The following is a 14132-nucleotide window of genomic DNA, read 5'->3' on the forward strand; positions in this document are numbered from 1 at the left end:
GAGATCACTTTAAAAATTGCGAGCGTCTGCGCCGCGTTGCGTGGGGATCCGGTGTCGAGACGGTCGAGAAATCGCCCATCAGCTGGGGTTGCATGCCTTGGTTCTTGAGGTTCTGCAAAAACTGCCCGAAGCCGCTAAGATCGACCATCTGCGGCGCTTCCGCCAGACGCCGTGCGGCGCGGGGGCTGATCTCGTCGATGATGATCTGCAGATGCTCCATCGGGTTTTCCAGAAATTCCTGCAAATTCCAAAGCCGGATGCGCGCTTTGACATACATCGAGCGCAGGATCTCCAGCTGGGCCAGTTCGATCTTCTGCAGGCGCGCGGCCTCTTTGCGCACCGTCGCGAATGGATCTGTCGAACGATAAAGCGGAATGGCCCATGCGCCCGTAATCACCGAGATCTGTGCATTCGGGTCGGTCGCTGTGAACCAGTTCAGCGCCTGATTGTCACGCGGGCTGAACATATAGCATTGCCGCTCGCCACGGGAATTCCACATCAGGTTTGTCAGAAAGGCGCGGGGGGCATAGTCGCGCAGCTCGGGGCTGTCGCCCAGACAGCCGTTGAACATCGGATCATGGCCCGAAAACGCAACCTGATCCTTGTCGAAAAGATGGCCATGCACGCGCCCCGCCACATATTTCGACAGCCAGCCTTCGTAATTCTCGTAAAGGTCCGAAAAGCCCTGGAATACCGAATAGGGGCCTGCCGTCTTGCCGTTCTCATGATCGCGATTGGGATAGCGGGACTGCATATACAGGCCCGGACGGCCCCGCGTGCGCCGTTCGACCGCTTTGGTGAACAGGCGGTCGATCTTCGAGGGGTTGGGCTCTGCGATCTTGGCCGCCGGTTTGCGCTGTTTGAGAAACGTCGCATAAAGCCTGTCGGCCTTGGGCCAGATCTTGCGCGCCACGAAGCAGTCCGAGCGTCGCAGAAGCTGCAAGTGGTCATCATAGAAGATATGCGGCTTGCCCTGAAAATCGAATTTGGTCAGCGTCAGCGACCGGCTCTCGATCGAGGTGGCATAGATCCGCGCCAGCGACTGGAAATAGCTTTCATCCGGTATCCAGACCTTCTTGAAGTAGCGGTCGTAAAGCGGGCGGTCCTTGTCCTTCAGGATGGCGATCAGGGTCTTGCGGGTCAGGCACCACCACTGGCTGCCCATATGCGGCACCAGCCCGTCGGGGATCTTGCGCTGAAATCCGATCTTGCGTTGGAAGGCGACGTAATCATCGAACAGCTTCCGGTGCTTGCGCCATGAGAAGGGGAAGCGCAGGGTGAAACGTTCCATGTCCAGCCCGCCCTGCGTCCAGCCCACTTCCGATGTGGTGACGGATTCGATGAAATCGGTCCAGGGACGGGCATCGAGATAGGCGCGCAGTTCCTCGAGGGGGCGCAGCGGAAGGCAGGAGCCGGAGGCCAGAAAGACATGGCGTGCCTCGGGGTGGCGGTCCAACATCTGCTCGGCCCCGGCTTGGGCTGCCGCCACCAGAGACCATGTGCCCCATTCGCAGGCGAAACGTTTGCAAAACGAGATATTGGGCAGGTCGGCCAGAGCCGCGACAAAACCGTCATAGGCCGAGGCCGAAACCCGTTTGTCGACATGGATCACCACCGGCGCGTCCTGCGCGGCCCAGTGGCGCGCGACTTCGGCGGCGCGGTCCAGTGCGGTATGGCACATCATGACAAACCCGACGCTCATGCCCAGTTGCCCTTCGACATGAGGCCCAGAATCTCAAGCTGGCGCCAGTTGATATATCTTTCGGACCAGCGGCACCAAAGCTCGCCATCTTCCGCCAGCACCTCGGCATAGGCCTTATACTCGCGCGAGGCCGAATAATGCTGCTTGCGGGTGATCTCTTCCGTCACCTTCGCATTCAGCACCGACAGGAATTTGGCATGCAACAGGCAGCCCGAAGGTTTTTCGCCGCCCCATTCATCATAGACCGTATTGAGCCCGCGCGGCAGCGCCATATGGGTCGAGCTGATATAGACATAGTTTTTCTGCCAGCGGATCAGCGGGATCTTGTTGAGCGAAGGGGCCTCTGCCGGCGCGCTGGCGAAGAATTTGCGCGCGCGTGGTCCGCCCTGAATCCAGAGATTCTGGTAGAGCCGGTTTTTCGTGATGGTGTAATTTCCGCTGTCGAACCAGCAGGCAATCTCGAACGGGTTCTGGCCTTCCTCATAGGGCTGCTCTTCCAGCCGCCCCTTGGGATACATATCCAGCAGCATGGCTGGAAAATGCGGGATGTCGTAGGTATCCAGCCAGTCGGTCAGGGCATCCAGCGTGCGGGTGTCACAGAAAGGATAGACGAAGAATTCATCGGGATCGACTGTCAGGCACCAATGCCCCGTGCCATAGCGGCGCAGAAGATGGTTGACCCAGTCCATCCCGAAGCGCGCGCCCTTATAGCTGGCTTTCGTGTGCCAGAGCGAGACATCGGGCTGGGTTTCGAGATATTCGCGCGATCCGTCATCCGAGCCGTTATCGACGATTATGAAATGATGGCAGCCCATCTCGCGGTAATAGCGCAGGAAATAGGGCAGGCGGATACGCTCGTTGCGCAGCGTGACAAAGACCAGAATATCCTCGGTGCGGATGGCGCGGGTTCTGTCGGCCAGACAGCTCAATTCGCGGCGTTTGCGAAACGCGCGGAACAAGAACTTTTTCCGTTCCCATCGCAATTTATAAAGCTGTTTCAGTTTCACCTAACCGTCTCGCGCCCGCATTTTGTCTTTCTGCCCGATCTTCTTTTCAACAGGATTAACGGGCCTCGTTGTGCACAAGAGTGCCTGTCTTCTCATGGCGGGTTGATCGGGTTCTTGCACGCTAGGGCATATAGGCGGGCGGGTAAATCAGTCATGGTTGGTCGCACGGATTTCCTTGGCGACTGTGCGTCTAACGCCGCGCAAGCGCCTGTCCGCGGGTGATCAGCCCGCAGGCTTCAAGGCGGGGCGCTGTAGGGCAGCTTTGCGAGGGAGCGCCGCAAAGGGCCGGATTTTCGGTAAGCGCCTCGTAGTAGCGGTGATAGTTCTCGACATGGGTGAAATGCTGTTTGCGGTGCTGGTCCTCGCGGGCGCGGTCCATCGACGAGGCCAGAAACTTGCTATGCAGCAACGCGCCGGTCGTCAGGTTCCGCCGTGCATCGAAGCCGCCATTCAACCGGCGGGGCAGAAGCAGATGCGTCGAGCTCAGATAGGCGTAGCGCCAGTGCCAGCGCAGCAGCGGCGTTTTATGCAGATGGGGGGCGTGGTCCGGACGGTCCCGAAAGAACAGGCGTTTGCGCGGGCCGCCACGGATGGAGATATTGCCGTAGCGTGGCTGATACTCCCAGTCATAGCCCCAAGCGTCGAATTCGGTGAGATCGTGCAGGTCATGCGCCTCCGACAAAGGCCCTTTCGGATAGAGATCCAGCATCAGCGCGGCCATGACATCCTGTCCCGCCTGATCCAGCTTGCGGGTCAACCGGGGCAAAGGAAGCCTGTCGTGGTCGGGATAGACCAGAAGCTCGTCGGCATCGACCGTCAGGCACCATCTGCCATGACCATAGGCCAGAAGCAGCCCGTTGATCCAGTCCATGCCGAACCGCGCGGCGCGGTAGCTGGCACCGGTCTGCCAGAGCCAGACATCCGGCTGCGTCGCGAGATAGGCCGTGCTGCCATCCTCCGACCCGTTATCGACCATCAGGAAATGGCCGAGGCCGAGGCGGCGATAATGCTCCAGAAAGGCGGGAAGACGCTCCATCTCGTTGCGCAGGCAACAGAAGAGGACAGGCGCATCGGACGGGGCCGCAAAGGGGCGCGGCGGGGGCGTAAGCCTTCTGCGCGCCATCCATGCGCGCAGAAGAGCGTTTTGTCGTTTTTGCCGCAACCGGTATGCAGACCAGAGCGTTCGGGTCTGCATCGGGCAGGTCTCCTGACTGGGTCAGGAATTATTCTGCATATTCCGGCGCCTGATGCCAGCGCCATGCATCGGCAATCATGGTTTCCAGCTCGGCACGTTTGGGGGTCCACCCCAGCACGTCTTTCGCTTTCACCGACCCCGAGACCAGCACGGCGGCATCCCCCTCGCGGCGGTCGCCTTCGATGATGGGCACTTCGCGATTGGTGACATTGCGCGATTGCGCGATGACTTCCCGCACCGAGAACCCGTTGCCGGTGCCAAGGCAGAAGACCTCGGAGGGTTTGCCCTCTTCCAGCCATTTCAACCCCAGAACATGCGCATCGACCAGATCGGAGACATGGACATAATCGCGGATGCAGGTGCCATCGCGGGTCTCGTAATCCGAGCCGAACACTGTCAGCGCTGCACGTTTTCCGGCGATTGCATCCAGCATCAGCGGGATCAGATGGGTTTCCGGCACATGTTGTTCGCCCACCTCTGCCTCGGGGTCGGCCCCTGCCACATTGAAGTAGCGGAAGATCACCGAGCGCAGCCCGTGGCTATTGCCGAAATCGCGCAACATATCCTCGATGGCGCGTTTGGACCCGCCATAGGCATTGATCGGGAATTGCGGGGTCTGTTCATTCAGCACCACACCATCCTGATCGCCATAGGTCGCACAGGTGGAGGAAAAGACGAATTTGTCGATCCCTGCATCGGTGGCTGCCTGAATCAGGTTCAGCGCGCAATTCACATTGGTCGCCCAATATTTTGCAGGGTTTTTCATCGACTCGCCCACAAGGGACAGGGCCGCGAAATGCATGATGGCAAGAGGCTGGTATTTGGCAATGACCTCGTCGAGGCGGGCGCGATCGTGCAGGTCTCCCACTTCAAGAGGGCCAAATTTGACAGCCTCTTTCCAGCCGGTCGATAAATTGTCAAAGCAGACAGGGATATACCCTGCCTGCTTGAGCGCCTTGCAAGCGTGCGAACCAACATAGCCCGCACCACCTGTGACTAGAACATGTTTGGTCATCTTACTCTGCAGCAGCCCGCATCGTCATGACATCGCCCAGATATTCGGCGAATTCGTCTTTGAGGTCATCGCGTGCCAGACCAAAGGCCACGGTCGCTTGCAGGAAGCCTGCCTTGGAGCCGCAGTCATAACGCTGGCCGTTGAAACGGAAGCCGTAAACCGGATTGCCCGCTTCGATGTCCTGCGCGATTGCATCGGTCAACTGGAACTCGCCGCCCGCACCGGTGGTGTTGGACTGGATCGCCGCATCGATGTTATGCAGGATTTCGGGGGTCAGGATATAACGCCCGATGACCGCAAGATTGGAGGGCGCTTCCTCGGCTGGCGGCTTTTCAACCATGCCGTTCACCTTATAGGTGTTGCCGTTGACCTGTTCGCAATCAAGCACACCGTAGGACGAGATCTTCGAGGTGGGCACTTCCATCGCGGCAACATAGTTCCCGGGATTTTCGTTATAGGCCTCGATCATCTGTGCCAGACAGGGCTTGTCGGCTGCGATCACGTCATCGGTCAGGATCACGGCGAAGGGCTCGTCGCCGATCATCCGGCGCGCACACCAGACCGCATGGCCCAGACCCAGCGCGCGACGCTGGCGGACATAGGCAATGGCGCCCGAGGGCATATTGGTTTTTTCAAGCTCTTCGAGGATCGCCGTCTTGTTCTTGGCACGCAGGGAGGCGTCCAGTTCGGGGGCGTCGTCGAAATAGTCCTCGAGTGCGGATTTCCCGCGCGAGGTCACGAAAATGAATTCGGTGATGCCTGCGGCGCGTGCCTCGTCGATGGCATATTGAATTAGCGGCCGGTCAACCAGCGTCAGAATTTCTTTAGGAATAGATTTGGTCGCGGGGAGGAAGCGGGTTCCAAGACCTGCAACGGGAAAGACCGCTTTAGTGACCTTACGTGTCATCAAGCACCTTTTTGGTTTAGGATGCGGAGTTGCATCCATTTCAGTTTAATCAATGTTACACACGAAGTTTGGTTCCAAACAAGATCGCGATGTCGCATCAATTCCCAGAACGCGCGAACGCGCAATTTAGTTCAACGTGTCACGGCATTTTTTAATTTGTTGAGATTTCCGGATTAATCAAGCCGTCCCTCACAGCTTAAGCTGATCTCCGCTGCTTTGGCGAATGGAAAATAACCCTGAGGTTGAGTTAACGTTGCGGAAATTTTATGCGAATTAACCAATTTTTAAATGTTTATAAGAACTGCTCGATCAAATACCGAGCAGTTCTAAACTTTTAGGCGAGTCCCATTTCCGCCATCATGGCCTCGATACGGCTCACATCCGAAGGGTTGTTCAGTTCCCAGAACTGGCGACCACGTGATTCGACCTCGACGCAGAGGATGTCATGGCCGTTTTCGAGGAAGCGCAGCTGCTCCAGCCCTTCGAGCTGTTCGAGCGGTCCGATGTCCCACCCGGGATAGCGTGCCAGTGCTTCGGCGCGATAGGCATAGGCCCCGACATGATGGAAAACGGGCGTCGGTGCATCGGGCGCATAGGTCTGGCTTGTGAAGGGCACGACCTCTTTCGAGAAATAGAGCGCCTGATGGGAGGCCCCGAAGACGGCCGTGGTGCCGCCTACGCGGTCATGGCGACGGTCCTCCTTCAGCGCCTCCAGCATCGCGCCCTCACAACGTAGGACCGGCGTCGCCAGATCCAGATCGCAGCCCTTGATGCCCGCAATCAGCGCCTCGATAAACCAGGGGGGCGTCAGCGGCGCGTCGCCCTGAAGGTTGACCACATACTCGAAGCCGCCGCCCAGATTGGCATGGGCCTCGGCGCAGCGCTCGGTGCCATTGCGGCACTCGGGCGAGGTCATCACCACCTCGGCGCCGAAGCTTTCGGCCTCGGCCCTGATGCGCTCGTCATCAGTGGCCACGACAACCCGCAGATCGCCTTGCACCGACATGGCCGCATCCCAGCTCCGGCGGATCAGGGTCTTTTTCTCGCCTGTGGCACCGGTCAGGGTCACAAGCGGTTTCGCCGGATAGCGGGTCGATGCGTAGCGCGCCGGAATAACAATAAGGGTCGACATTATTTTACCAGCAGGACGCCCGGTGCATAGGCGATGAAGAAGGGGTTGCGGAAACCGTCTTTGCCATAAGAGAAGGTCTTGTGATCCTCGAAGTTGATCATAAGGCCGCCCGCGCCACGCAGCACCGCATCCCCTGCAGCGGTGTCCCATTCCATCGTCGGGCCAAGGCGGGGATAAAGATCGGCCTCGCCGGTCGCGACCAGACAGAATTTCAGCGACGATCCGGCCGAGGTCATGTCTTTCACGCCATACTGGCCGATATAGTCATCGGTCGCCTGATCGCGGTGCGATTTCGAGGCCACCACCATCAGCGCGCGGTTATCGGGGGTCGAAACCGTAATCGGGCTGATCTCGCCGGGCTGCTCTTTGTCGAAGCTGCCTTTTTCCTCGACCGAGCGGCCATCGGCGAGCGTGTAGAAGAGGCGCTTGATCGCAGGGGCGTAAACCACGCCCGCTTTCGGTACGCCGTTTTCGACATAGGCGATATTCACGGTGAATTCGCCGCGACGCTTGATGAATTCTTTCGTGCCATCCAGCGGATCGACAATCAAAAAGGTCGATACTGTCAGATCATGGCTTGCCGCCTGTTCCTCGGTCACCAGAGCCACATCGGGGAACGCCGCGCGCAGCCCGTCCGAGATGATCTTGTCCGCCGCTTCGTCAGCGGCCGTTACGGGGCTGTCGTCGGATTTGGATTTGATCTCGAAATCCGGACCATCATAGATTTCCATGATTCGGTCACCGGCTTCCAGAGCCAGTTTGCGAATGGTTGGCACGAGCTTTTCATAATCCATGAGGTCTCCAATCCGTCACGTTCGCCGCTTAGTACTGTTTAGGTGTCACAGTTATGATAGGGCATCAAGTAAACAGCAAGTTTTGCAAGACATATTCAGTCCTACGAGGCAGAGTGCGGAATTATGTTCAGAGCGCAACAAAGTAATTCGACAATCGGGTCAACCTTCAGTCTTCTGGAGCTGATCTACCATGCGACGGTGCGTCAAATCCGCAAAACCCACGGCAATGCGCTGGTGGGGCTGCTGATGAACATGATGCAGACGATGATCCTCGTTTTCACCTTCTATGTCATGTATGCGCTGCTTGGTCGCGGCAGTACGGTGCGCGGTGATTTCCTGTTATATATCATGAGCGGGGTGTTCCTGTTCATGACCCACGCCAAGGCCATGAGCGCGGTCTTCGGGGCGGAAGGGCCGACCTCTGCCATGATGAAACACGCCCCGATGACGACCGCCGTCTCGATTACCGCGGCTGCTCTGGGCGCACTTTATATCCAGATGCTGTCGATTGTGGCGGTGCTCTATGTCTATCACGCCGCATTCACGCCGATCTCGTTTTACAACTGGGTCGGTGCCTTGGGGATGGTGATGCTGAGCTGGTTTACCGGTGTGGCGATCGGGATGGTGTTTCTGGCGGCCAAGCCTTGGGCCCCCGATGTTGTGGGGGTGATCCAGCAGGTCTACTCCCGCGCCAATATGATCGCGTCCGGCAAGATGTTTCTGGCCAATACCCTGCCGCACAAGATGCTGGTCCTGTTCAGCTGGAACCCGCTGTTTCACACAATCGACCAAGCACGCGGCTACACGTTCATCAACTACAATCCGCATTTCTCGAACTGGCCCTATGCCCTTTATGTCGGGCTGGCGCTGATGATGATCGGTTTGCTGGGCGAATTCTACACCCGTCAATACGCCTCTGTCTCTTGGGGCGCCCGACGTTAAGGGGGCGAAAGCCGCCCCGATCCGGCAGCCCCCGCCACAGCAAAATGCACCGGGGGCTGCCGTCCATGCGGGATCAGCGTTGGGCTTCTACCGCTTCGCGCTGGACAACGTGACCTGCGGTCGAAACGTCCTGACCGAAGCCGTGCACCGTCGAACAGGCCGAAAGCGCGCTGACGGCAACAAGAATAAGGGCGGGGAAAATACGTTTTGTCATGGTGCGACTCCTTTGTCTCTGGGGCCATAACACACGAAAATCATGCAGGTTCCGCAAGTTCCGTCATTATCGTGAATATTCCCGTATGAACGGATTTCTGCCTATGGGCGGTCGGAAATCAGCCGATCGAACATGGTCAGACAGCTTTGCATCTGGTCAAGGCTGACAAATTCGTCAGGCTTATGCGCTTGCGCGATTGACCCGGGGCCGCAGATCACTACATCGGTGCCAAGGGCCTGAAATAGGCCGGCTTCTGTCGAAAAAGGGACACAAGCCGCCTCGTTGTGCCCCGTCAGCCCGAAGACCAGATCGCGGGCCTCGTTTTCCGGCATAGGTTCCAGCCCCGCCACCTCGCCTATGGTTTCCGTCAGAATGCTGGCCTGCGGGTGGGTCTGGCGCATCTCGGCCAGTAGGGTGTCAACATGGCTGGCGACCTCGGATTTCACGAAATGCATGTCATCACTGGTAATGGGGCGGAATTCCCAGTCCAGAACCGCATGATTGGCAATTACATTATGGGCCACACCCCCTTGCAGCCGTCCCACATTCAATGTGGTCCAAGGCGGGTCGAAACGTGACTGCGCAGGGGCGCGGGTCACCAGATGCTGGCGCAGCTCCAACAGGCGAGCAATATAGCGCGCCGCATATTCCACCGCATTCACGCCGCGTTCGGGGGCCGAGCTGTGGCCCTCCAGCCCCGAAAAGGTCACGCTATATTCGCAACAGCCCTTATTGCCCTCGATCACCTGCATCTCGGTCGGCTCGCCGATGATGCAGAGACGGGGGCGGAGGTTGCGTTGGGCAAGCGTGTCGGTCAGTGCGCGCGCACCAAGGCAGCCGACCTCTTCATCATGGGTGAACGCGAAATGGATGGGGTGTTGACCGGCGATGCGCGCCAGATCTTCGGCTTTGGTCAGGCAGCAAGCGATGAAGCCTTTCATGTCGCATGCTCCCCGCCCGTAAAGCCGACCGTCTTCTTCCTGCATCTCGAAAGGGTCGGTGCGCCAATTCTGGTCGGCCACCGGCACGACATCGCTATGGCCCGAAAGCACAAGCCCGCCATCCCCCTCCGCCCCGAGCGTGGCCCAGAGATTGGCCTTTTTCCCTGACGGATCGCGCAGGATCTCTACCCTTGCGCCCGCCGCTTCCAGATGGCGGGCGCAATAAGTGATGATATCAAGATTGCTCTCGGCAGAGATACTGGGGAAAGCAATCAGGTCTCCCAGAATAGCCTTTGCATGTTGAAGATCTGACATATTTCCCTCCAAGCTCAGTCTTTGACGAAGAGCTTGCGTTCGATATTGCACAGCGGCTCGGCGGGCCCATCCTCGCGGATCAGGATGGTTTCGGTGGTTTCCATCCCCCAATCGTCCATCCAGAGGCCCGGCATGAAGTGGAAGGTCATCCCCGGTTGCAGCACGGTCTCATCCATCGCTCGCAGCGAGACGGTATGTTCGCCCCAATCCGGCGGGTAGGAACAGCCGACCGCATAGCCGCAGCGGGCAGGGCGTTCGATGCCGACCTTTAGCAATTCGGTGTCCAAAGCGCGGGCAATGTCGCAGGCGCGATTGCCGGGGCGGGCGACCTCGATGCCGGCATTCAGCCCCGCCGTCAGCGCCTGCGCCGCATCCAGCATATGCTGCGGCGGCTTGCCCAAGTAAACCGACCGGCAGAGCGGCGCGTGATAGCGCCGGTAACAGCCCGATTGCTCGACGAAGGTCATCTGGTCTTTCTGGAAGGCCTCGCCATTCCACGTCAGATGCGGCGCGGAGGCATCGGCCCCCGAGGGCAGCATCGGCACGATGGCGGGGTAATCGCCCCAGCTGTCATCCTCGCCCTGAACGGCGGTCTTATACAGCTCGCCCACCAGATCATGCTTGTGATAGCCCGGCTCGATCAGCTCGACCGCGCGCGAGATCACCAATTCCGAGATCCGCGCGGCACGGCGCATGAAGCGCAGCTCTTCGTCGGATTTAATCAGCCGCTGCCAGTTCACCAGCACCGACGCATCCACCAGCGTGGCGTCGGGCAGCCCCTCGGCCAGAACGGCATGGGCGCGGGCGGTATAGAAATAGGTCTCCATCTCCACCCCGATTCGCGCCTGACCGTGGCCAAGGATGCGCAGATGCGAGGCGAGGTCTTCCATCGGGTGCACCGTGTCGGATTGCACCATACGGTCGGCATACCACCGGATCTGCTCGTCGCCCATCCAGACGGTGCGCTTGGCGCCATTGGCATCCATCATCCGGCCCCACCAGATCGGGTCGCCCTCCATCGTCAGGATGACGCCTTGATGGGTGTAGAAGGACCAGCCGTCATAGCCCGTCAGCCAGAACTGGTTGGATGGGTTGGTGACAAACAGCACATCCAGCCCGCGCTCGGCCATCGAATGGCGCACCAGCGCAATGCGACGTTGATATTCGGGCAGGCTGAAGGGGGCATTCTCGATGGGCATGGAGTCTCCGTCTTGAAATTGCTGGCGTAAACCGGCTGGGGCCGATGGGCGTGCGGTGGCGGGCAGCACCTGTTCGGGCGCTGCCTTGCCTATATGGGACACCGCATGCCCTGCGAGCGTCAAACGGAAATCGGCTGCCTTGGCGGAAACCCAAGGCCCATACGCCCCCGAAGGGCGCGTATCTGCTTATTGTCTTGGCGTAATATCCCCTGCATGCAGCACGGGAGCTGCATCGATCGCGCCCGCATCCAGCATCGCGGCGACGCGTTCCAGCGAGGCCACAAGCTGGGCCTGCTCCCAATCGGCCAGATTTTCGAACTTCTTCACAAAGCGCTGCTGCAGGGCGTCGGGGGCTTCGTCCAGCGCGTGGTGGCCGGCTTCGGTGATGACAATATCGGTCTGGCGGCGGTCGATCTCGGACCGCTTCCTTTCGACCATGCCCTTATCGACCAGCTTGTCGACAAGCGAGGTGACGGTGGCCTGACTGACCCCCATACGGGTCGAGATCGCCTTGGCGGTCGACCAGCCCTTTTCGGACACCACTTGCAGGACACGGAACTGCACAGGCGTCAGCCCCGCCGATTTCGCAAGGTCACGGCCAAAAAGCTCGGTCGCACGCAGGATGCGGCGCAGGGCAATAAGACTCATATCGGTACGGTCGCTGCTCATACCGTCTCCATAACTGGTTAGAAGCTTCGAATGGCTTAATATCGCAGAGGCGGAGGCGGTGGGCAATTACGATTTCCTTTGCTTTGACTAATGGATATTCCCTTTGTCACTTAGGGTTTCGATGGGTTTATAGCAAATTTAAGCCTATATTTTCAACAATGGAAAAGAAAATTACTTTGAATGTTGAAATTTATACTTCGATGATCTAATTAGATTGACGAAGCAACTGAGGAAGTGGAATCGTGCCGACAGTCGAAGTCATGAAACAGCCAAAGCTTACCTTCCGAAAGCCGGACGCGAAGGACGGGTCGGAAATCTGGTCGCTGGTGTCGCGGTGCAAGCCGTTGGACGAGAACTCGATGTATTGCAATCTCCTGCAATGCGACCATTTCCGCGATACCTGTGTTCTGGTCGAACAGGATGGCCTGCCGGTTGGCTGGATTTCGGGATATATCCCGCCTTCGACCCCCAATACCCTTTTTGTCTGGCAGGTGGCCGTGGCGCCCGAAGCGCGCGGTCTTGGCCTGGGCAAGCGTATGCTGGCCCATCTGCTTGACCGCCCTGAGACGGCGGATTGTGCCCGCCTGCAGACCACCATCACCAAATCGAACGAGGCTTCATGGGGCCTGTTCCGCTCTTTCGCGCGCTCTATTGGCGGCGAATTGACATCGGCTGCACATTTCGACCGCGATGACCACTTCGCAGGCCATGCCGCAACCGAGCACATGGTCACCATCACATTCGAGGAAGAGGCGATGGCGGCGGCCTGATCCGCCCCCTTCTTCCCATTCCCCATATCAAACCCAAGAGGTTCTTTATGCCGTTTGACAAAGCAAACGACCGGACGATTTTTACCCAACGCGAATCCGATGCCCGCTCTTACTGCCGTGGTTTCGATACCGTTTTCACCGAAGCCCGTGGCTCGGAGCTGTTCGACGCCGATGGCAAACGCTACATCGACTTTCTGGCGGGCTGTTCGTCGCTGAACTACGGCCATAACGACCCCGATATGAAAAAAGCCCTAGTGGACCACCTGATGGCGGATAAACTGGGCCATGCGCTTGATTTCCATACCGATACCAAGGGCGAATTCATCGAGGTCTTCCGCGACCTGATCCTGCGTCCGCGCGATATGGACCATAAGCTGATGTTCATCGGCCCGACTGGCGCCAATGCGGTTGAGGCCGCGATGAAGATCGCCCGCAAGTCGACGGGTCGTCAGAATATCATCGCCTTCACCAATGGCTTCCACGGGGTGACCATGGGCGCGCTGGCCGCGACCGGTAATGGCTATCACCGTGGCGGGGCAGGGATGATGCCGCAGGGCGTGACCCGCATGCCGTTTGATGGCTATGCCGAGGGCGTGGATTCGGTCGCTCTGCTGGACCAGATGCTGTCGGATGCTTCGGGTGGCGTGGATGCGCCCGCCGCGATCATCATGGAGACCGTGCAGGGCGAGGGCGGGTTGAATGCCGCATCGCCGGACTTCGTGCGCGGCGTCGAGGCCGTGGCCCGCAAGCATGGCGCGCTGTTTATCATCGACGATATTCAGGCGGGCTGTGGCCGGACCGGCACCTTCTTCTCCTTTGAAGAAATGGGTGTGAAACCCGACATCGTGACCATGGCGAAATCGGTCTCGGGCATGGGCCTGCCGATGGCGCTGGTTCTGGTGCGCCCCGAGCATGACGTGATGGGCCCCGCCGAGCATAACGGCACCTTCCGCGGCAATACCCATGCCTTCCTGACCGCGAAAACCGCGATCGAGAAGTTCTGGGCCGATAACGCCTTCCAACGCCAGCTGGCCGATAAGGCTGTGGTGTTGACCACCGCGCTTCAAGAGGTGGCCGAGATGTTCGATGGCGCCTTCCTGAAGGGCCGTGGGCTGATGCAGGGCGTGGATGTCGGCACCGGCGAACGCGCCTCCGAGATCTGTGGCCGCTGCTTTGAAAAGGGCCTCGTGATCGAGACCTCGGGCAATGAAGACCAGGTGGTCAAGGTGCTGGCACCGCTGACCACGCCGGATGCGATCTTCCGTGAGGGTCTGGACATTCTGATCCAATCGGCCCGCGAAGTCGCTGGCAAGTAATCTGGGTTGGCGAA

14 protein-coding genes are annotated in these 14132 nt (G+C 59.0%); 3 read left to right on the top strand and 11 right to left on the bottom strand.

Annotated elements, in window-relative coordinates; translation table 11 throughout:
* Nucleotides 1-4: 4 nt before the first annotated feature.
* The 7 genes from RPE78_RS07800 to cysQ all read right to left on the bottom strand — a co-directional run bounded on the left by RPE78_RS07800 (nt 5) and on the right by cysQ (nt 7752).
* On the bottom strand, nt 5-1702 hold the full coding sequence (locus RPE78_RS07800; protein ID WP_406720228.1) for a beta-1,6-N-acetylglucosaminyltransferase: 1698 nt from the start codon (nt 1700-1702) through the stop codon (nt 5-7).
* Entirely contained in the window at nt 1699-2661 is a 963-nt protein-coding gene (locus RPE78_RS07805) for a glycosyltransferase family 2 protein (protein WP_406720229.1), read from the bottom strand. The genes RPE78_RS07800 and RPE78_RS07805 overlap by 4 nt, the downstream gene beginning before the upstream one ends.
* A 238-nt stretch (nt 2662-2899) precedes the next feature.
* On the bottom strand, nt 2900-3745 hold the full coding sequence (locus tag RPE78_RS07810) for a glycosyltransferase family 2 protein (RefSeq protein WP_406720230.1): 846 nt from the start codon (nt 3743-3745) through the stop codon (nt 2900-2902).
* Nucleotides 3746-3932: 187 nt separating this feature from the next.
* The gene (galE, locus tag RPE78_RS07815; RefSeq protein WP_406720231.1) at nt 3933-4919 is read right to left on the bottom strand and encodes a UDP-glucose 4-epimerase GalE; all 987 of its coding nucleotides are present in this window, start codon (nt 4917-4919) and stop codon (nt 3933-3935) included.
* 1 nt (nt 4920) lies between these two features.
* Nucleotides 4921-5826, bottom strand: a complete 906-nt coding sequence (galU, locus tag RPE78_RS07820) for a UTP--glucose-1-phosphate uridylyltransferase GalU (protein WP_339108943.1) — start codon at nt 5824-5826, stop codon at nt 4921-4923.
* A 334-nt stretch (nt 5827-6160) separates the two neighbouring features.
* A complete protein-coding gene (locus RPE78_RS07825) occupies nt 6161-6958 on the bottom strand; it encodes a manno-octulosonate cytidylyltransferase (RefSeq protein ID WP_406720232.1) in 798 nt (265 codons plus the stop codon).
* Nucleotides 6958-7752 (bottom strand): 3'(2'),5'-bisphosphate nucleotidase CysQ, encoded by a 795-nt coding sequence (cysQ, locus tag RPE78_RS07830; protein WP_339108945.1) that lies wholly within the window; start codon nt 7750-7752, stop codon nt 6958-6960. Before cysQ ends, RPE78_RS07825 begins: the two co-directional genes overlap by 1 nt.
* 123 nt (nt 7753-7875) lie before the next feature.
* Between cysQ and RPE78_RS07835 the strand changes: the two genes are divergently transcribed.
* Nucleotides 7876-8694: an ABC transporter permease gene (locus RPE78_RS07835; RefSeq protein WP_339108946.1), complete on the top strand. Its 819-nt coding sequence runs from the start codon at nt 7876-7878 to the stop codon at nt 8692-8694.
* A gap of 73 nt (nt 8695-8767) precedes the next feature.
* Here RPE78_RS07835 and RPE78_RS07840 read toward each other — a convergent pair whose 3' ends face one another.
* The 4 genes from RPE78_RS07840 to RPE78_RS07855 all read right to left on the bottom strand — a co-directional run bounded on the left by RPE78_RS07840 (nt 8768) and on the right by RPE78_RS07855 (nt 12032).
* On the bottom strand, nt 8768-8908 hold the full coding sequence (locus RPE78_RS07840; protein ID WP_339108947.1) for an entericidin A/B family lipoprotein: 141 nt from the start codon (nt 8906-8908) through the stop codon (nt 8768-8770).
* 101 nt (nt 8909-9009) lie between these two features.
* Nucleotides 9010-10164, bottom strand: a complete 1155-nt coding sequence (gene argE, locus RPE78_RS07845) for an acetylornithine deacetylase (RefSeq protein WP_406720233.1) — start codon at nt 10162-10164, stop codon at nt 9010-9012.
* A 14-nt stretch (nt 10165-10178) separates the two neighbouring features.
* Entirely contained in the window at nt 10179-11363 is a 1185-nt protein-coding gene (locus RPE78_RS07850) for a M24 family metallopeptidase (protein WP_406720234.1), read from the bottom strand.
* Between the two features lie 186 nt (nt 11364-11549).
* On the bottom strand, nt 11550-12032 hold the full coding sequence (locus RPE78_RS07855; RefSeq protein WP_406720235.1) for a MarR family winged helix-turn-helix transcriptional regulator: 483 nt from the start codon (nt 12030-12032) through the stop codon (nt 11550-11552).
* Nucleotides 12033-12292: 260 nt separating this feature from the next.
* On the opposite strand from RPE78_RS07855, the gene ectA reads away from it, so the two are divergent.
* Both ectA and ectB read left to right on the top strand, forming a co-directional pair.
* A complete protein-coding gene (gene ectA / locus RPE78_RS07860; protein ID WP_406721632.1) occupies nt 12293-12802 on the top strand; it encodes a diaminobutyrate acetyltransferase in 510 nt (169 codons plus the stop codon).
* Nucleotides 12803-12849: 47 nt separating this feature from the next.
* Nucleotides 12850-14118 (top strand): diaminobutyrate--2-oxoglutarate transaminase, encoded by a 1269-nt coding sequence (gene ectB, locus RPE78_RS07865; protein WP_406720236.1) that lies wholly within the window; start codon nt 12850-12852, stop codon nt 14116-14118.
* Nucleotides 14119-14132: the final 14 nt, after the last annotated feature.

Source organism: Thioclava litoralis (assembly GCF_045278885.1).
Taxonomy (GTDB): Bacteria; Pseudomonadota; Alphaproteobacteria; order Rhodobacterales; family Rhodobacteraceae; genus Thioclava; species Thioclava litoralis.

Excerpts from the sequence above, each read along its gene's own strand:
- RPE78_RS07800 (WP_406720228.1), bottom strand. The coding sequence starts at position 1,702 with ATGAGCGTCGGGTTTGTCATGATGTGCCATACCGCACTGGACCGCGCC.
- RPE78_RS07810 (WP_406720230.1), bottom strand. The coding sequence starts at position 3,745 with ATGGAGCGTCTTCCCGCCTTTCTGGAGCATTATCGCCGCCTCGGCCTC.
- galE (WP_406720231.1), bottom strand. The coding sequence starts at position 4,919 with ATGACCAAACATGTTCTAGTCACAGGTGGTGCGGGCTATGTTGGTTCG.
- galU (WP_339108943.1), bottom strand. The coding sequence starts at position 5,826 with ATGACACGTAAGGTCACTAAAGCGGTCTTTCCCGTTGCAGGTCTTGGA.
- RPE78_RS07825 (WP_406720232.1), bottom strand. The coding sequence starts at position 6,958 with ATGTCGACCCTTATTGTTATTCCGGCGCGCTACGCATCGACCCGCTAT.
- cysQ (WP_339108945.1), bottom strand. The coding sequence starts at position 7,752 with ATGGATTATGAAAAGCTCGTGCCAACCATTCGCAAACTGGCTCTGGAA.
- RPE78_RS07835 (WP_339108946.1), top strand. The coding sequence starts at position 7,876 with ATGTTCAGAGCGCAACAAAGTAATTCGACAATCGGGTCAACCTTCAGT.
- RPE78_RS07840 (WP_339108947.1), bottom strand. The coding sequence starts at position 8,908 with ATGACAAAACGTATTTTCCCCGCCCTTATTCTTGTTGCCGTCAGCGCG.
- argE (WP_406720233.1), bottom strand. The coding sequence starts at position 10,164 with ATGTCAGATCTTCAACATGCAAAGGCTATTCTGGGAGACCTGATTGCT.
- RPE78_RS07850 (WP_406720234.1), bottom strand. The coding sequence starts at position 11,363 with ATGCCCATCGAGAATGCCCCCTTCAGCCTGCCCGAATATCAACGTCGC.
- RPE78_RS07855 (WP_406720235.1), bottom strand. The coding sequence starts at position 12,032 with ATGAGCAGCGACCGTACCGATATGAGTCTTATTGCCCTGCGCCGCATC.
- ectA (WP_406721632.1), top strand. The coding sequence starts at position 12,293 with ATGAAACAGCCAAAGCTTACCTTCCGAAAGCCGGACGCGAAGGACGGG.
- ectB (WP_406720236.1), top strand. The coding sequence starts at position 12,850 with ATGCCGTTTGACAAAGCAAACGACCGGACGATTTTTACCCAACGCGAA.